The following is a 17,210-nucleotide window of genomic DNA, read 5'->3' as shown; positions in this document are numbered from 1 at the left end:
CGCTGCGTCAGCCGATCTTCGACAGCCTCAGGAGGTGCTTCGCGTCGCGGAACAGGCCGTCGGGATCAAGGCCGGGCGGATAGCTCAGAATCAGGTTCCCGAGCGGGTCCACCAGCAGGACCTCTCCCGGCTGGCGGGCTCCGATGCGCTCGATCAACTCGCTGCGCCCGGGCGCCCCGTCGGCCAGGACCACCATGCCCGGGAAGGCCTGCGCCGCCATTTCGTAATCCGGGTCTCCGACCAAAGGCAGGAACACGCGCTGCACCCGGTTCGCGTCCTTGCCCAGCGCCAGCCGGACCTGGCGCATGCGGATCAGCGCTTCCTCGCAGACGGTCCCGCACTCGTCCCGCTCGAGGTAGAGGAAAGTCCAGCGCCCGGTCAGGCGGCCCTCGGCCCCGGCGTCGCCGCCCGGCGGCAGATCGATGTCGCCGAGTTCGACCGGCGGGTCGGCCAGCACGCCATGAGCGTCCGGCCCGGGATCAAGTCCGGCCCGGCCCGAGTACAGGAACCAGGCGACGATCACCGGAACCAGGAACAGTGCGGCTATCGCAATGATCTGGAGTTGCTTCGTATTAATTCGCATCCCGCGTTCTCCCGCGTCTCAAGGTTACCGCCAGCCAGATTCCGGCCGCGGCCGCGGCCAGGCCGTACCACTGCACGGCGTAGGCCAGATGCCGCTCCGGCGCCATGCCGTAGGGACGCCAGGCCCGCACGTAGCCGTCCGGCTCCTCGCCGCCCAGCAGGATCTGGTAGCCGGGCAGCGGCGATTCGTACAGGCCGCGCAACTGATCGGCGGTCGGATAGACCATCCGTCGCGGCCAGGCGGCCTCCGCGGCCTCTTCCTCCAGTTGAAGGCCGCGCCGGAAGTACGGGACCGCTATTCCGACCACCTCGCGCTGGCCCCCGCTTACCGCCAGGTCCGGCAGTTCCGAGCGGTCCGGCCCGCCGGCCACAAAACCGCGATTCACCATCACCAGGCTCTCGGCCGTTTCGAGCGGTGTCAGAACGTGGTAGCCCCGCATGCCCTCGTGGGTCATGTTGTCGAGCAGCACCTGCCTGTCCGCCAGGTAGCGTCCGGTCAGGCGCACACGCGTGTTGTCTCCGCCGGTCGGCACCGACGCCAGCCCGCCGACCGGCAGCGACGCCTCGGCGCTTTCGAACGCGTCCAGCACCGCGCGCCTTTCCGCGGAGCGGTTCAATTGCCAGGTCCCCAGCGAGCCGAACACCGCCAGGCCCAGGAACATGAGCAGGAGGTTGCGGACGCCGGAGCGCCGGTGGGAAGGCCGAGTTATCATGCGGTTTCGCGCCGGAAAAGGAAGATGATTCGAGCACTCATCGTCGTGCTGCTGCTGGCTATTATCGCCAGCCTGGGGTCGGGTTTGTACCACATGGTGGCCGCGAAGGGCGATCCGGGCCGAATGGCGCGATCGCTCGCGTGGCGCGTGGCGCTTTCCGCGGCTCTCTTCCTGCTGATCATCCTGTTCTGGTGGCTCGGCCTGATCGAGCCCGGCGGCATCTATCGGCGTTAGACGCGAACGGCGCCGGGCGTCAATCGGGTTGCGGCCGCTCGCATTCAGGAAAAGCCGCTTCCACGCAGTGCGAGAGCTTCCGCGATGTGGGGCTCGGCCACGCGGCCGGCGGATTCCAGGTCGGCGATCGTGCGGGCCACCTTGAGGATTCGTGCGCATGCGCGCGGCGAGAGCGGAAGTTTCCGGGCGGCGTGTTCAAGCAGGGCCCGTCCGTCCTGCCGTGGGCGGCAGTGGCCGCGGAGTTCGACGTCCTCCAGTTCGGCATTGCATTTTGTGCTTCGGTCCATCTGTATTTCCCGGGCTTCCACGACCCGCGTCCGGACCTGGGCGCTCGAGTTTCCGTTTCCATCGCGGGGATCGTGGGTCAGGATGGGGCGCGCCGGCCGGCAGACCTGCACCCTCAAGTCGATGCGGTCGAGAAACGGTCCGGATATCCGTCCCTGGTAGCGGCGCACCGCCTCCGGAGTGCAACGGCACTCGCGCTGCGGATCGCCGACGAATCCGCAAGGACAGGGATTCATTGCCGCCAGCAACTGGAAGCGCGCCGGAAAGGTGACCGTGTAACGGGCCCTGGACACGACGATGTTGCGGGTTTCCAGCGGTTCGCGAAGGGATTCCAGGGCGTCGCGGCGGAACTGGGGCAACTCGTCGAGGAACAGCACCCCGTTGTGGGCGAGCGAGATTTCGCCCGGAGTGGGCCGCGCGCCGCCGCCGACGAGCGCGGCGACCGAGCAGGTGTGATGGGGATTGCGGAAGGGTCGCCGCCGCCAGCTTTCCTCCAGCGCGATGCCCTTGAGCGAATGCAGCGACGCGGTTTCCAGCGCTTCCTTCTCGCTCATGGGCGGGAGGAGGCCCGGGAAGCGTTTGGCCAGCATGCTCTTGCCCGCGCCCGGGGGTCCGTTCAACAGCAGGTTATGCGCCCCGGCGGCGGCGATTTCCATTGCCCGCTTGGCCTGCGCCATTTCGATCACGTCGTTCAACTCGGGGTAGGCGGACTCCCGGACACGGTCGCCGCTGTAGGCGATACGCTCGGGTTCGCCGTGCGCGTACAGCCTGGCCAGGAGCTGCCTGAGGTCGGTCACCGCTACGGCGCGCGCCGCCCTCACGAGCCCCGCTTCGGCGGAATTGGCCTCGGGAAGAAACAGCGTCCTGCCGCGCCGCGAAGCGGCGAGCAAGGAAGGCAGCACGCCCGGGACGGGCCGCAGCGCACCGGTCAGCGCCAACTCGCCCAGGAACTCGGCCCCCGCCAGCACGGCCGGGTCGATCTGCTTGCTTGCAACCAGGATCCCCAGGGCAATGGGGATGTCGTAGCGCCCGCCGCTCTTGGGCAATTCCACGGGCGCCAGGTTTACCGTGATGCTGCTCGGCGGCATCTCGAAGTTCGAACTCCGCAGCGCGTGGCGCACCCGCGAGGCGCTTTCCCGCACTTCCTTTTTTGCCAGGCCCACGATGGTGATGCCCGGCAGTCCGTTGGTGATGCCCACTTCCACGGTGACGCTGGGGGCGTCGACGCCGTTGAGCGCGCTCGTGTGGATCGTCGATGGATTCACTGCCTTCCCTGGCCCGCCGTCCTGGTCAGTCTCGTTGCGGTTCGATCTCCGCCATGGCCTGCTCCAGCGCCTCGACTTTCCTGCGCGTGCGCTCAAGCACACGCTTTTGCGCCTCGAATTCCTCGAAGGTCACGTAGTCGCCCCGCCCCAGGGCGGACTGGAGCAGGGCCCGGAAATTGGTTTCCAGGTCTTTCGCCGCTCCCTGGGCCGAGGGCGGAACCAGCTTGCGCAGGCGACGGGCCAGATCGGAAATGAATTCGTCGTTCATGGTGGGCAAGGTTGCGTTATCGGCCGCCGGTTTGTCCAGTATCGAATTGTCCGCATAAGCGGAGAATTAGCGCACTGAATTGATAGACTACCCGGATTGCACCGGAGGACCGTATGGCGGGAGCAAAATCCAATCCCCCCGGCAAGGCGGCGAAGCCGAAGGCTGGCGCTGCGAAGAAGGCCGCTTCGGCCGGCAGCCCTCCCGCGAAGGCCGATTCGTCGAAGACCGAAAAAGCGGCTCCGCGCAGGCGCCTGTGGTGGTTGTGGCTGATCCCGCTGATCGTGTTCGCGGCGGGCTTCTGGCTCTGGTATGACTACCTGGCCGGTCTGCCGTCCCGCGTTGCGGAACTTGAACAGGAAGTTGCCGGAATCGGGCAACTCGAGGCAAGGCTCCAGGAGCTTGAGAGCCGTCGCGACGCGGACGCCGCGCAGCAGGCGGCCGATGCCGAGGCCGCCAGGCGGGCGTCCGAGCGGGTGCGCGACGCGCTGGAAGTGCGACTGGCAGCGGCCGAACAGGCGCTGGAGGCGCTGGGAAGCCGGCCCGCGGGCCAGCAGGTGCGCTGGCGCCTCGACGCGGCCGACAATCTGCTGGCCCTGGCCGACCGCCAGAACCGTTTCGCGCAAGACCATGAAGGAGCGGCGTTGGCCGTCCGCGAAGCGCTGGATTTGCTGGCCCAGGTGGGCGATCCTCGCTACGGCGCGGTGCGGGCGGAACTGCAGGAGCAGGCGCGGGCGTTGGAAAGGATGCCGGCCCGCGACATACAGGGCGTGGTGGTCCGCCTGGGCGCCCTTCTTGCCCGGGTCGAGGGCCTCAAACCGGACCTCCGACCCTCGGCCGGAGAAGTGCCGTCCGCGGAAGAACTTCCGGACCAGGGCTGGGAACGGGCGCTGGCCAGCACCCGGCGCGCTTTGCGCTCGCTGATCACGATCCGGCGCACCGAGGGCAGCGTCGATACGCTCCTGACCGATACCGATACGGAAATGCTGCAGCGATTGCTGACGGCGGAACTGCACCTGGCGCGCCTGGCCTACATCCAGGGCGACCTGCAGGCCTATGCCGCGGCCCTGGTTGCCGCCCGGGGGCGACTGGCGCGCCTCTACGCGGGGGACGATCCGGACGTTTCCGATACGCTGGCCGACATCGACGAGTTGCTGGAGCTGGCGCAGGGACGGGAAACGCCCGATATCGCGTCTTCGCTGCAGCGCCTGCGGAACATCCGCTCCGATTGACATGCGCGCCGGGCTGATCGTGCTCCTGGTGCTGCTGCTGGTGGCGGTGGCGGCGCAGTTCCTTGCCGGGGACGCCGGCTACGTGCTCATATCCTTCCAGGGTTGGGCGGTAGAGATGACCGTTCCCATACTCGTCGTCCTGCTCGCCCTGCTGCTGTTCGTGGCCGGGCTGCTGCGCAGGATCCGCCAGGCGCCGCGGCTCGTGGCCGAACGAGCGGCGAAAGCGAGCGCCAGGAGGACCGGCCGGCGCGTCGCGCGTGGCCTCACGGCGCTGGCCGCTGGCCGGCTCGCCCGCGCCGAGCGGCTGCTGGCCAGGTCCGCGGAAAGAAGCCAGGCGCCCGTGCTGCAATATCTGGCGGCCGCCCGTCTGGCGCATGGTTCCGGCGATGCCGAGCGCCGGAATCACTGGTTTTCGCTTGCCGAGAAGGCCCAGCCCGAGGCGCGGGACGCGATCGCATTGGAGCGGGCGGAACTTCACCTCGGCGCCGGGGAGCAGGCCGCGGCCATGAGCCATCTCGCCGGGATACTCGAGCGCGAGCCGCGGCACCTGCAGGCCCTGCGCCTGTTCATTCCGCTGCAATTGCAGCGGGAGGAATGGGGGGAGGCGGCCCGGCGCCTCAAGGCGCTGCGCAAGCATGGGCAGACGGCCGCCGGCGACGCGGCCCTCTGGACCGTCAAGGCCTACACCGGCCTGCTGGGCGAAGCGGATGATGCGCGCCGCGTGCAGCGCCTCTGGGGAGAGATCCCGCGTGATTTGCGCGGCAACGAGAACCTGGTCCTTGCGCATGCCCGCGCGCTGATGCGGAATGGCGCCCACGAACTTGCCGAACAGGGCCTGCGGCGCCGTCTCGACACGCAGTGGAACTCGGAACTGGCCGGCGCCTACGGCGAACTCGAACTCCGGGACGTGCCCGCGGCCATACGCCATGCCGAAGGCTGGCTGGCGGAGAATCCGCAGGACGCCGCGCTGCTGCTGGCGCTCGGGCGTTTGTGCCGCAAGGCGAAGCTGTGGGGCAAGGCACGCTCCTATATCGAAACCTCGCTCGGCCTCGAGGAGTCACGCGTCGGCTGGCTGGAACTGGCCGAAATGCTCGAGGAACTGGACGAGAAAGAGGCGGCGGGCGACGCCTACCGCAAGGGCTTGCGCTTCGGCTAGCGCAATGGTGCGGGGGGTAAGCGCGGCAATCGCCGCCATATGTTTGCTCGGCGGGATTTCGGCGCCCGCCCAGGCGCCCGGCGACGGGGCGGATGCGGTTATCGAAGAGGTGGTGGTGACGGGTTCGCGCATTCGGCGCGATCCGATCAACGATGCCACCGGGGTCCTTCGGATCGGCATGGAGCAACTTGAGAATACGGGCCTTACCAACCTGGCCGACGCTTTGCAGAACCTGCCCATTGCCGGTTCCGCCCTGAATTCGCAGTTCAATGTGCCGGGCAACCTGGGCTTCCCCCAGGACGGTTCCGGGATCGGCGCCGGGTCGGCGCAGATCTCGCTCCGCAACATCGGCGCCAAGCGCACGCTGGTGCTGGTGGACGGCCGCCGCTGGATTGCGGGCGCCTCGGCCTCGGGCGTGCCCGGAACGGTGGACCTCAACACCCTTCCTGACAACGCGATACGGCGCATCGAGATCCTGCAGGACGGCGCTTCGGCGGTGTACGGATCCGATGCAATTGGCGGTGTGGTGAACATCATTACCGACCGGGACTTCGACGGCTTCCGCGTGGACGTGCAGACCGGCGGCCATCTTAGCGAGCGGGACGGCGAGTCCACGGCGCTGGACCTCAAGTGGGGCGGAGGCGAACGCACCCGTTTTTTCCTCAGCGCGAGCTGGCGCAGCGAAGGTGGCGTGAACACGGCCAGCCGCGCACGTTCGGCTTTTCCCAACCCCGACGCCACGAGTTGCGACGTGCCCCAATCCCTGTGCTCATCGTTCACTCCGCAGGGCCGCTTCTTTTTCGGGCCCAATTTCGCTTCCGGCGCCAGCATCACGCTGAACGACGGCGTGCTGAACGACGGAGCCGCGAACATTCCGCGCTTCGATCCCGCCGAACCGGCCTCGGGCGATTTCCATGTCTTCACGGGCGCGGACCGCTTCAACTACAACGGCTCCGACTTCAACTACCTGCGTACGCCCAATGAGCGCTACAACCTGTTTGCGAGTACGCGCGGCGAACTGGGCGCGGGCCTGGAATTCTTCGTCACGGCTTCCTGGACGCGGCGTTCGTCGGCCACCAAGGCCGCCCCCGAACCGCTGTGCCTGGGCAGCGGCTGCGGCAGCCGCATCGCCGAGAACTTCTTCATTTCGGCGCGCAACCCGTACAACCCCTTCGGCGTGGACCTCTCCCCGGCCGACGGGACGCTGCTCTTCTTCGGCCGCCGGCCGCTGGAGTCCGGCCGCCGCCTGTTCTACCAGCGGGTCAATACCGGGTTCGCCACCGCCGGGCTGAACGGCGAAGTCGGTTTCCTGGGTCGCGGCTTTTTCTGGGAGTTCCACGCCAGCTACGGCGAGAACGACGGAGAGCAGACGAAGCACAACTCCCACAACGCCGCCAGATTGCAGATTGCGATGGGCGACCCGGACGTGTGCGCCGCTACGCCGGGCTGCGTTCCGTTCAATTTCTTCGGTGGCCAGGGACCCGACGGCAAGGGCTCCATTACCCGCGAAATGCTCGATTTCGTCGGCTATACGCAACGCGACTACAGTCGCCAGACGCTGAAGAACGCGGCCGTCAACCTCACCGGCGATGTCTTCAGCCTGCCGGCCGGAGACGCCGGGTTTTCCGCCGGCGTCGAGTGGAGGGACCACGCCGGCTGGTTCCGCCCCGACCCCATCGCCGAGCGCGGCGAAACCGCCGGGGTCCCGGCGGGCCGTACGGACGGCGGCTTCAGCGCCGCGGAGTACTACACTGAACTCAGCATGCCGCTGCTCGACTCCGGCGCGCGCTACTGGGAACTGAACCTGGCCGCGCGCGCGTCCGACTACAGCACCTTCGGGACGGAAACCACCTACAAGGCCGGCATGCTGCTGAGGCCAATCGAGGACCTGTCGCTGCGGGCGTCGGCGTCAACCGGCTTCAGGGCGCCCGGAATCGGCGAACTGTTCGGGGGAGCGGCGCAGGAACATTTCACCTTCGTGGATCCCTGCTCGGACGTGCTTGGACAGTTCGGCTCCGCCAATGGAGGACGCGACGCGCCCCAGCCGCAGTCCATCATCGCCAACTGCGCGTCCCTGGGCGTGCCTGCGGCTTATGTGCAGACCAACCCGCAACTGACCGCGATTTCCGCCGGCAACCGCTCGCTGGATCCCGAGGAGTCCCGTGGCCTGACCCTGGGCGTGGTGTGGAGCCGCCAATTCGGCGCCGGCGGGGGATTCACGGCTTCGATCGACTACTACCGACTCGAGATCGACGAGGCCGTGCAGGGCAGGAACCCCGGCGACGTGCTGGCCGCCTGCGTCGCCACGCTCGATCCGTTTTTCTGCAACCTGACGCCGCGCGCCGCGGGCGGCACGCTGGAGGTCATCGACAACCGGCTGCAGAACATCGGCGCCATCGAAGCTTCCGGCTGGGACGTACGACTGGCCTACGACAGTCCCGAGTGGCGCATCGGCCGGTTCAGGGCCGTCTTCAATGCGACGGTGCTGAGCGAGTACGTCGAGCGCACCGCCAACGCCGACGGCACGCAAACGCACACCGACCGGACCGGAACGCACACCGACGAGACCTTTCAGCGCGCCTTCCCGGAATTGCGCTGGGTGACGGACATCGAATGGATGAAGGACCGATGGACCGGCGCGCTCAGTTTCCGCTGGACCGATGAAATGGGGCTGGAGAGCGGAAGCCAGGTGGACTCAATTCTGTACACCGACCTCAGGATCGGCTACACCCCGCAGGCGATGGGCGAACGCTGGACCGTTTCGCTGGGCTTCAACAATCTGTTCGACATGGACCCTCCGCTTTGCTTCCCGTGCGGAGTGATCGGCATGAGCCTCGTCGCGCACGACCTTCCCGGCCGCGTCGGCTACCTGCGTTTCAGCTATCAGCGATAGCTTTCACAGGCGCTTGCGCTTGCGCAACGTTTCGTATAGCGTTGCCGGCGCGCGCTGATTGACGTGGGTAGAGGTATTGAAGTCAAGCCATCCGCAAGTTTCCGAGAAGAGCTATCCGATTGCCGTATGCCTGTCCGGAATCTTCGGCGTGGCCGGCATTCAGCACTTCTACCTGGAACGCTGGGTTGAGGCCATACTCGACTTGTCGGCATTTGTGGCGACCTTTTACCTGTTGTTCACCGGGCACATCTTCTGGGCGATCCTGGTCGGCGCAGCGGACGCCCTGCACACGCTGATCGTCACGATCCTGCTGCTGACCGGATCGTTCAACGACGGTCACGGCAAGCGCGTGTGCTATCCCGGACAAAGGCTAAAGGTTGGAGGCCAGTAATGAGTGAACTGAATCAGATGAGCGCCGGCGTAACGTCCGCGCAGGCAATGGTGAGCGACAAGGGCTTCGTTCCAACGGCACTCCTCTGCTACTTTCTCGGCTGGCTTGGGGTGCATCGCTTCTACGCAGGAAAAGTCGGCACCGGCATCCTGATGCTTCTCACCATTGGCGGTTTCGGCATCTGGACCATCGTGGACACGGTGCTCATCATCACGGGTTCCTTCAAGGACAAGCAGGGTCTGCTGATCAAGGCTTCGAACTAGGGCCGGCAGACCCCAGCGCTTTCCTGACCTCTTCCGGGTACGGCCGCGTTTCAAGCGTCGGCCACCCGTTCCCGGCCGCCGAAGCCCGGATCGCCTCGATTCGCCGATCGATGGCGGGATGGGTTGACAGGATGTCGCGCACCGGGCTCCCGGTTCCCCGGAGGGTTTCGACGTCCGGTGGGCGCAGCGCCTCGAACAGGCCCGCCGCGCCGCCGACGTGGCCGTATTGCTCGTTCAACGCGAGCAGTGCATCCCGGTCCGCAACCGCTTCCTGCTCCCTGCTGTAGCGTCTCATCAGCAGTTGGCTGCCGGCCAGGCCTCCGCCGCCGGCCGAGGAAAGCGCAATGTCAAGCAGCAGACCCCGCCCGACGCTTCGCAACGGGTCGCGATTGATGCAGTGGGCCAGTTCGTGCGCGAGCACCATGGCCAGACTGTTCTCGCTGTCGAGCGCGCGCAGCAGCCCTTCGAGCACGAATATGTGACCGCCCAGGGTCGCGGCGGCATTCGGCGGGCCCTTGACCACGTGGACGCGAATGTTCAGATCGCGCGGCGGCTGCATATGCGCTGCGATCCGGTGCGTCAGGTCCTCAACGTAGCGCTGCAGAACCGGATCGCCGGGTTCGAGGAATTGATTTTTCACCACCGTCACGTACCGGTCCACGAAGCGCCTTTCGCTCTCGTGGCTGATCAGGAGCAGCCAGCGGTCGGCCGTCAGAAAAGCCACAATCAGAATGAGGGCAAAGGCAGTCGTGCCGGCCGCGACAACGTAGAGGAATCGCTGTATGCGCCGGGATTCGTCCGTGCTGATTTCGTGGCGGTACCGAGTCATCCGGGATTGCGGGGCCTGTGCCGTGCGGTCAGGGAAAGCTATCACGATTTCCGGTGTCCCGTATCGCCCCGTACGCCTCGCATGGCGCCTGCAACTCGGAGTACAATTGCGGTTCGTCGAAGCGAATCCGGCAATTGCCGGCAAGTGCCACCCGAGCCGACAGAGGGCAGGTGGCGTTTTTATGTTTGAATCCATGCGAAAGTCGGCCATGCGTCTGGTGTTGGTGCAGGCAGCGGCCGGGGCCATTGCGGGCGCGATTGCCTGGCCGGTGTTCGGCCGCGCGGCCGGCATCGCCGCCCTGGCCGGCGCGTTCATCGGACTGCTGGGCAGCCTGTTCATGATTGCCGGGCTGCTGCGGGTCGGCAGCGGCGCCACGCCCGGTCAAATGCTCGCCATGGTACTGGTGGGCGAAGCGGCAAAACTGGTCGTTTGCGCGGTGGGTTTCGCCGTCTGCATCATCGTCTTCGACCTGGTTTTCCTGGGGTTGCTGGCCGGATTCGTGGCCACGATGCTGGGATACTGGGCCGGACTGCTGCCGGCGGTGCTCGGGGAAGGCACGCCGCCCGTCGTTCCCGCGGGACGATAGGGGAGATCAGGCATGGCGGCTGAATCCGGCGGCGGCGGCAGCGCCGGCTACATTGAACACCACCTGACCAACCTCCAGGCCGGTGAAGGCTTCTGGACCTTTCACATCGACAGCCTGTTCTACTCGGTCCTGCTCGGCGTGCTGTTCGCGGGGTCCTTCTACTTCGCCGCGCGCCGCGCCACCGCCGGCGTGCCCGGGCGCTGGCAGAGCTTCGTCGAGATGCTCGTCGACTTCGTCAACACGCAGGTCAAGGACGCCTACCACGGCCCGTCGAAACTGCTGGCGCCTCTGGCGCTCACCATTTTCTGCTGGGTGTTCCTGATGAACTTCATGGACTTGGTGCCGGTGGACCTGCTGCCGGAGATCGGTATGCTGATGGGTATCGAGTACATGAAGGTCGTGCCGAGCACCGACCTCAATATCACCTTCGGACTCTCGATCAGCGTGTTCCTGCTGATCATCGTGTTCAGCATCCGGGCCAAGGGACTGGGGGGCTTCGGCCGCGAGATCTTCTTCAAGCCCTTCGGCAAGTGGCTTCTGCCCTTCAACGTCACGCTGAAAATCGTCGAGGAACTGGCCAAGCCGATGTCGCTGGCCCTGCGGCTGTTCGGCAACCTCTACGCGGGCGAATTGATCTTCATCCTGATCGCGCTGTTTACCCTGGGCAATACGCTCACTTCCCTGGTTACGTCGGCCGCGGCATTCAGTTTCGTGGTCCAGTTCGCGCTGGGCCTGGCCTGGGCGTTGTTCCACATCCTGGTCATCACGCTGCAGGCATTCATCTTCATGATGCTCACCATCGTCTATCTGAGCATGGCGAGCGAGGAACACTAGAAAACCAAGCACTTCCGCTTAACAGGAGACCTCATGGAAAACCAAGCAGGAGAATTGATCCAACTGGCCGCGTCCCAGGCCCAGGTGCTGGGCATCACGGCCCTGGCGGTCGCGATCATCATCGGGATGGCCGCGATGGGCACCGCGCTGGGCTTCGGCCTGCTGGGCGGGCGCTTTCTGGAGAGCACCGCCAGGCAGCCGGAACTGGCGCCGATGCTGCTGATCCGCATGTTCATCATCGCCGGCCTGCTGGACGCGGTGTCGATGATCGGCGTGGGCGTGGCCCTGCTGTTCACATTCGCCAACCCGTTTTTGGGACAGCTCAACGCAGCCATAGGGTAGGCGCCGGCGAATGAACATCAACGCAACACTGCTGGCGCAATGCCTCGTCTTTGCGGCGCTGGTGTGGTTCACGATGAAGTTCATCTGGCCGCAAGTGCTCGAGGCCATCGACCAGCGCAACAAGGAGATTGCCGACGGCCTGGAGGCCGCGGCCCGCGGGCGCAGCGAACTGGACGCGGCGCAGGGCCGGATCGAGCAGCTCGTGTCGGAGGCGCGCAGCCAGGCCTCGGAAATCATCGAGCAGGCCAACGGGCGCGCGTCGCGCATCGTGGATGAAGCGCGCGAGGAGGGCGAACGCGAGCGCCTGCGGCTGGTCGAGTCGGCCCACTCGGAGATCGAACGCGAGACCATGCAGGCCCGCGACGATCTGCGCGAACAGGTGGCCGAGCTGGCGATTGCGGGCGCCGAGAAGATCCTCCGGCGCGAGATCGACGCGGGTGCCCATGGCGCCATGCTGCAGCGCTTCGCCGACCGGATCTGATGGATTCACCCGGCGCCATTGCCAGGCCTTACGCGCGGGCGGCTTTCGCCCATGCGAAGGACCGCGGCGGCGTGGCCCAGTGGTCGGCGGCGCTGAAGGCGGCCGCGGCGGCGGCCGCGGAACCGCAAATGCGCGCGGCGCTGGAATCGTCCGAAACAAGCGAGGCAGCGACCGAACTGCTGTGCCAACTGCTGGAAGATCCGGCCGCCTGGGAATTCGACGGCGTGCGCAACCTGATGCGTCTGCTTCGGGAAAACCGCCGCCTGGGCGCGCTGGGCGCGATCGCGGAGCAGTTCGAGCAACTGTGGCGCGAAGACTCCCGGCGGGTTGAAGCGGTGCTGGTCTCCGCGGCGCCGCTGGACGTCGAGCAGCAGGAGGCAATCGCCGCGGCGCTCAAGGCACGCCTCGGTCGCGAAGTGGATTTTCGCTTCGAACTGGATGAAAACCTTCTGGGCGGAGTCCGAGTGCAGGTGGGCGACCAGGTTCTCGACGGCTCGGCGCGGGCCGGCCTGAGCACCCTGGCCGCCGCACTCAGCCGTCCCGGGAATTAGGCCAAACAGAAAACGGGTAGTGGAATGACTTTGAAAGCGAACGAAATCAGTGATCTGATCCGCCAGCGCATCGAGAACTTCGATGCCGAGGCCGAACAGGTCGAAGTAGGAACGGTAGTGTCCGTGACTGACGGCATTTGCCGCATCCATGGCCTGTCCGGGGCGCAATACGGCGAGATGCTGGAGTTTCCCGGCGACACCTACGGCCTGGCCCTGAACCTGGAGCAGGACTCGGTGGGCGCGGTGATCCTGAGCGAATACCGGCACATCACCGAAGGCGACGTGGTCAAGGCCACCGGGCGTATTCTGGAAGTGCCGGTGGGCGAGGCCCTGCTCGGCCGAGTCGTCGATGCGCTGGGCAACCCGGTGGACGGCAAGGGCCCGGTGGAAACCAGCGAGTATTCGCCGATCGAGAAAGTGGCCCCGGGCGTCATTACCCGCCAGTCGGTGGGCCAGCCGGTGCAGACCGGGCTGAAGTCGGTGGACTCGATGATCCCGATCGGCCGCGGCCAGCGCGAGCTGATCATCGGCGACCGCCAGACCGGCAAGACCGCCGTCGCCGTGGACACGATCATCAACCAGCGCGGCACCGGCATCAAGTGCATCTACGTGGCCATCGGCCAGAAGAACTCGTCCGTGGCCAACGTGGTGCGCAAGCTCGAGGAGTTCGGCGCGCTGGAACACACCATCGTGGTGTCCGCCCCGGCCGCCGATACGGCCGCCATGCAGTACATCGCCCCGTATGCGGGCTGCGCCATGGGCGAATACTTCCGCGACCGGGGAGAGGACGCGCTGGTGGTGTACGACGACCTCACCAAGCAGGCCTGGGCGTACCGCCAGGTGTCGCTGCTGCTGAGGCGGCCGCCGGGCCGCGAGGCCTACCCGGGCGACGTCTTCTATCTGCATTCGCGCCTGCTGGAGCGGGCCGCGCGGGTCAACGCCGAATACGTTGAAGAAATCACGGACGGCGAGGTCAAGGGCCGGACCGGTTCCCTCACCGCCCTGCCGATCATCGAGACGCAGGCGGGCGACGTCTCGGCGTTCGTTCCGACCAACGTCATTTCCATCACGGACGGCCAGATCTACCTGGTGACCGATCTTTTCAACGCCGGCATCCGGCCCGCCATCGACCCGGGCATTTCGGTATCGCGGGTGGGAGGCGCCGCCCAGACCACGATCATCAAGAAGCTCGGCGGCGGCGTCCGTCTGGCGCTGGCCCAGTACCGCGACCTCGCCGCGTTCGCCCAATTCGCCTCGGACCTGGACGCGGCCACGCGCCGGCAGCTGGAGCGCGGCCAGCGGGTTACCGAGATGATGAAGCAGAACCAGTACGAACCGCTGACTGTCGCCGAGACCGCGGTGTCGCTCTACGCCGTGCAGGAGGGCCACATGGACGACATGGAGGTAGACCAGCTGCTCGCGTTCGAGAAGGCCCTGCACGCGCACGCGCGGGACAACCACGCGGAGTTGCTCGAACGCATTAACGAAACCGGCGACTACGACGACGAGATCGAGGCCGGTCTCAAGGCGCTGGTCGAGGAGTTCAAGAGCAGCGGCGCCTACTAGGCGGCGCGCCCGGGAGCAACAGCAGGGATACGGCAATGCCTGGCGCAAAGGAAATCCGCAGCAAGATCGGCAGCGTCAAGAACACGCAGAAGATCACGCGCGCCATGGAAATGGTCGCGGCCAGCAAGATACGCCGCACCCAGCAGCGGATGACCGCGGCCCGTCCCTACGCCGACGGCATACGCAAGATCGCGAGCCATCTCTACCATGCCCGGCCCGACTACACGCCGCCGTACCTCGCCGAGCGCGAGGAAAAATCGGCCGGCTACATCCTCATTTCCACCGACCGCGGCCTTTGCGGCGGCCTGAACGTCAACCTGTTCCGGCATTTTCTCGGCGAACTCAGGCGGCAGGCAGACGCGGGCGTCTCCACGCAGATCGTCCTGATCGGCGCCAAGGCAGTGCAATTCTTTCGCAATCTCGACGTGAACATCACCGGCGTGGCCTCGCACCTCGGAGAGAAGCCGCATATCGTGGACCTGGTCAGCGCGGTGCGGGTGCTGCTTCAGGAATTTCGGGAGGAGCGCATCGACCGGATGTACCTAGCCCGCAATGTGTTCGTCAACACGATGAGCCAGCAGCCGGTGATCCAGCAGTTGCTGCCCGTGGCGCTGGAGCAGGACGACACCCTGGCCGCGCACTGGGACTATATCTACGAACCGTCGGCCGGCGAGTTGCTTGACGGCGTGCTGGAGCGCTACATCGAAACGCAGGTGTTCCGCGCGGCCATGGAGAACGTGGCCTGCGAGATGGCGGCGAAGATGGTGGCAATGAAATCGGCCACCGACAATGCCGGCAAGCTGATCGACGAACTGCAACTGCAATACAACAAGGCGAGGCAGGCGGCGATTACCGCGGAGATCGCGGAGATCATCGGCGGCGCCGAAGCCGTATGAATTACGTTCCAAGGAGAAAAGAATGACCGCTAACGCCAACGGCGCCATCGTGCAAATCATCGGCGCCGTGATCGACGTGGAGTTCCCGCGCGAATCCATGCCCCAGGTGTATGACGCCCTGGTGGTGGAAGACCGCAATCTCACCCTGGAGGTGCAGCAGCAGCTCGGCGACGGCGTGGTCCGCACCATCGCCATGGGGTCCAGCGAAGGCCTGAGCCGCGGCCTGCCGGTAAACAACACGGGCGGGCCGATCACGGTCCCGGTCGGGCACAAGACGCTCGGCAGGATCATGGACGTGCTCGGCGACCCGGTGGACGGCAAGGGCGATATCGGCGAGGACGAGCGCTGGCCCATCCACCGCCCGCCGCCCAGCTTCGAGGACCAGGCCGGCAGCACCGAGCTGCTGGAAACCGGCATCAAGGTCATCGACCTGCTTTGCCCGTTCGCCAAGGGCGGCAAGATCGGACTGTTCGGCGGCGCCGGCGTGGGCAAGACCGTGAACATGATGGAGCTGATCCGCAATATCGCGGTCGAGGCTTCGGGCTACTCGGTGTTCGCAGGCGTGGGGGAACGCACCCGCGAGGGCAACGACTTCTACAACGAAATGAAGGAGTCGGACGTGCTCGACAAGGTGGCGCTGGTCTATGGCCAGATGAACGAGCCGCCCGGAAACCGCCTGCGCGTCGGGCTGACGGGACTCACCATCGCCGAGTTTTTCCGCGACGAAGGCCGCGAGATCTTGATGTTCATCGACAACATCTACCGCTACACGCTGGCCGGCGTGGAATGCTCCGCGCTGCTGGGGCGCATGCCCTCGGCCGTGGGCTACCAGCCCACGCTGGCGGAAGAGATGGGCGCGCTTCAGGAGCGGATCACGTCCACCCGCACCGGCTCGATCACCTCGGTGCAGGCGATCTACGTGCCGGCCGACGACCTGACCGATCCTTCGCCGGCGACGACTTTCGCGCACCTGGACGCAACGGTCGTGTTGTCGCGTTCGATTGCCGAGCTCGGCATCTACCCGGCAGTGGATCCGCTGGACTCCACTTCGCGCCAGCTCGATCCCCTGGTGGTGGGCCGCGAGCACTACGACACCGCGCGCGGCGTGCAGCGAGTGCTGCAGCGCTACAAGGAGCTGCAGGACATCATCGCCATCCTGGGCATGGACGAGCTGTCCGAGGAGGACAAGCTGACCGTGCAGCGGGCGCGCAAGATCCAGCGCTTCCTCTCGCAGCCGTTCTTCGTGGCCGAAGTGTTCACCGGCACCCCCGGCCAGTTCGTTACCCTGAAGGAGACGATTCGCAGTTTCGGCGCCATCCTCAGCGGCGATTGCGACCACCTGCCCGAGCAGGCGTTCTACATGGCGGGCGGCATCGCCGAAGTCGAGGAGAAGGCAAAGCAGTTGCAGTAGCCGTGGCTTCCATTCACATAGACATCGTCAGCGCCGAGGGCGCAATCTACTCCGGCGACGCGGATTTCGTCGTCGCGCCCGCGTCGCAGGGCGATGTCGGCATCGCGCCGCGGCACGCTCCGCTCCTGACCGAACTGCGTCCCGGTCCGGTGCGGGTGCAACGCGAGGGCGAGGACGAGCGGCTCTTCTACGTGACCGGAGGCTTGCTCGAGATTCAGCCCGACGCCGTGATCGTGCTGGCCGATTCGGCGCTCCGGCCGGACCAGCTGGACATAAACGCGGCCGAGGAAGCGCGCAGGCAGGCCGAGGAAGCCCTGGAGGGCGCCACCGAAAAATCCGACATCGAAAAGGCCCAGCGCGACCTCGCCGAGGCCGCGGCGCGCCACCGTGCGCTGAAGAAACTTCGCGGACAGGACTGAATTTTTCACCAAAGTC

20 protein-coding genes are annotated in these 17,210 nt (G+C 66.3%); 15 read left to right on the top strand and 5 right to left on the bottom strand.

The window, feature by feature from the left end; genetic code table 11:
- Positions 1-7 precede the first annotated feature (7 nt).
- Positions 8-583: a hypothetical protein gene (locus F4036_08500; GenBank protein MYK37778.1), complete on the bottom strand. Its 576-nt coding sequence runs from the start codon at positions 581-583 to the stop codon at positions 8-10.
- On the bottom strand, positions 573-1,295 hold the full coding sequence (locus tag F4036_08495) for an SURF1 family protein (protein ID MYK37777.1): 723 nt from the start codon (positions 1,293-1,295) through the stop codon (positions 573-575). Before F4036_08495 ends, F4036_08500 begins: the two co-directional genes overlap by 11 nt.
- A gap of 27 nt (positions 1,296-1,322) precedes the next feature.
- Between F4036_08495 and F4036_08490 the strand changes: the two genes are divergently transcribed.
- On the top strand, positions 1,323-1,529 hold the full coding sequence (locus F4036_08490) for a twin transmembrane helix small protein (protein MYK37776.1): 207 nt from the start codon (positions 1,323-1,325) through the stop codon (positions 1,527-1,529).
- 44 nt (positions 1,530-1,573) lie between these two features.
- On the opposite strand, the gene F4036_08485 is transcribed toward F4036_08490, so the two are convergent.
- Both F4036_08485 and F4036_08480 read right to left on the bottom strand, forming a co-directional pair.
- Positions 1,574-3,079, bottom strand: coding sequence for a YifB family Mg chelatase-like AAA ATPase (locus tag F4036_08485; protein MYK37775.1), 1,506 nt, complete (start codon positions 3,077-3,079; stop codon positions 1,574-1,576).
- A 25-nt stretch (positions 3,080-3,104) separates the two neighbouring features.
- Positions 3,105-3,347 (bottom strand): accessory factor UbiK family protein, encoded by a 243-nt coding sequence (locus F4036_08480; protein MYK37774.1) that lies wholly within the window; start codon positions 3,345-3,347, stop codon positions 3,105-3,107.
- Between the two features lie 113 nt (positions 3,348-3,460).
- On the opposite strand from F4036_08480, the gene F4036_08475 reads away from it, so the two are divergent.
- From F4036_08475 to F4036_08455, 5 genes are all read left to right on the top strand, one after another.
- The gene (locus F4036_08475; protein ID MYK37773.1) at positions 3,461-4,576 is read left to right on the top strand and encodes a hypothetical protein; all 1,116 of its coding nucleotides are present in this window, start codon (positions 3,461-3,463) and stop codon (positions 4,574-4,576) included.
- Between the two features lies 1 nt (position 4,577).
- Positions 4,578-5,732 (top strand): hypothetical protein, encoded by a 1,155-nt coding sequence (locus F4036_08470; GenBank protein ID MYK37772.1) that lies wholly within the window; start codon positions 4,578-4,580, stop codon positions 5,730-5,732.
- Between the two features lie 4 nt (positions 5,733-5,736).
- The gene (locus F4036_08465; protein MYK37771.1) at positions 5,737-8,625 is read left to right on the top strand and encodes a TonB-dependent receptor; all 2,889 of its coding nucleotides are present in this window, start codon (positions 5,737-5,739) and stop codon (positions 8,623-8,625) included.
- A gap of 76 nt (positions 8,626-8,701) precedes the next feature.
- Positions 8,702-9,016, top strand: a complete 315-nt coding sequence (locus F4036_08460; protein MYK37770.1) for a hypothetical protein — start codon at positions 8,702-8,704, stop codon at positions 9,014-9,016.
- A gap of 17 nt (positions 9,017-9,033) precedes the next feature.
- The gene (locus F4036_08455; protein MYK37769.1) at positions 9,034-9,279 is read left to right on the top strand and encodes a TM2 domain-containing protein; all 246 of its coding nucleotides are present in this window, start codon (positions 9,034-9,036) and stop codon (positions 9,277-9,279) included.
- Here F4036_08455 and F4036_08450 read toward each other — a convergent pair.
- Positions 9,263-10,447, bottom strand: coding sequence for a M48 family metalloprotease (locus tag F4036_08450; protein ID MYK37768.1), 1,185 nt, complete (start codon positions 10,445-10,447; stop codon positions 9,263-9,265). The genes F4036_08455 and F4036_08450 overlap by 17 nt on opposite strands.
- Here F4036_08450 and F4036_08445 point away from each other — a divergent pair.
- The 9 genes from F4036_08445 to F4036_08405 are packed head-to-tail and all read left to right on the top strand — an operon-like array spanning position 10,062 to position 17,194.
- Positions 10,062-10,694 (top strand): hypothetical protein, encoded by a 633-nt coding sequence (locus F4036_08445; GenBank protein ID MYK37767.1) that lies wholly within the window; start codon positions 10,062-10,064, stop codon positions 10,692-10,694. The genes F4036_08450 and F4036_08445 overlap by 386 nt on opposite strands.
- A gap of 12 nt (positions 10,695-10,706) precedes the next feature.
- Positions 10,707-11,528, top strand: coding sequence for a F0F1 ATP synthase subunit A (atpB, locus tag F4036_08440; GenBank protein ID MYK37766.1), 822 nt, complete (start codon positions 10,707-10,709; stop codon positions 11,526-11,528).
- A gap of 33 nt (positions 11,529-11,561) precedes the next feature.
- Positions 11,562-11,870 (top strand): F0F1 ATP synthase subunit C, encoded by a 309-nt coding sequence (atpE, locus tag F4036_08435; protein ID MYK37765.1) that lies wholly within the window; start codon positions 11,562-11,564, stop codon positions 11,868-11,870.
- Positions 11,871-11,880: 10 nt separating this feature from the next.
- Positions 11,881-12,351, top strand: a complete 471-nt coding sequence (locus F4036_08430) for a F0F1 ATP synthase subunit B (protein ID MYK37764.1) — start codon at positions 11,881-11,883, stop codon at positions 12,349-12,351.
- Entirely contained in the window at positions 12,351-12,902 is a 552-nt protein-coding gene (locus tag F4036_08425; GenBank protein ID MYK37763.1) for a F0F1 ATP synthase subunit delta, read from the top strand. The genes F4036_08430 and F4036_08425 overlap by 1 nt, the downstream gene beginning before the upstream one ends.
- Positions 12,903-12,926: 24 nt before the next feature.
- A complete protein-coding gene (locus tag F4036_08420; protein MYK37762.1) occupies positions 12,927-14,468 on the top strand; it encodes a F0F1 ATP synthase subunit alpha in 1,542 nt (513 codons plus the stop codon).
- Between the two features lie 35 nt (positions 14,469-14,503).
- Positions 14,504-15,364: a F0F1 ATP synthase subunit gamma gene (gene atpG / locus F4036_08415; protein MYK37761.1), complete on the top strand. Its 861-nt coding sequence runs from the start codon at positions 14,504-14,506 to the stop codon at positions 15,362-15,364.
- Between the two features lie 22 nt (positions 15,365-15,386).
- Positions 15,387-16,775 (top strand): F0F1 ATP synthase subunit beta, encoded by a 1,389-nt coding sequence (gene atpD, locus F4036_08410; GenBank protein MYK37760.1) that lies wholly within the window; start codon positions 15,387-15,389, stop codon positions 16,773-16,775.
- A 2-nt stretch (positions 16,776-16,777) separates the two neighbouring features.
- Positions 16,778-17,194 (top strand): F0F1 ATP synthase subunit epsilon, encoded by a 417-nt coding sequence (locus tag F4036_08405; protein ID MYK37759.1) that lies wholly within the window; start codon positions 16,778-16,780, stop codon positions 17,192-17,194.
- The last annotated feature ends 16 nt before the right edge of the window (positions 17,195-17,210 follow it).

The organism is Gammaproteobacteria bacterium (genome assembly GCA_009845905.1).
In the GTDB taxonomy this organism is placed as follows: Bacteria; Pseudomonadota; Gammaproteobacteria; order Steroidobacterales; family Foliamicaceae; genus Foliamicus.
The sequence above is the reverse complement of the archived record's forward strand: the minus strand, read 5'-3'. Positions and strand labels throughout refer to the sequence as shown.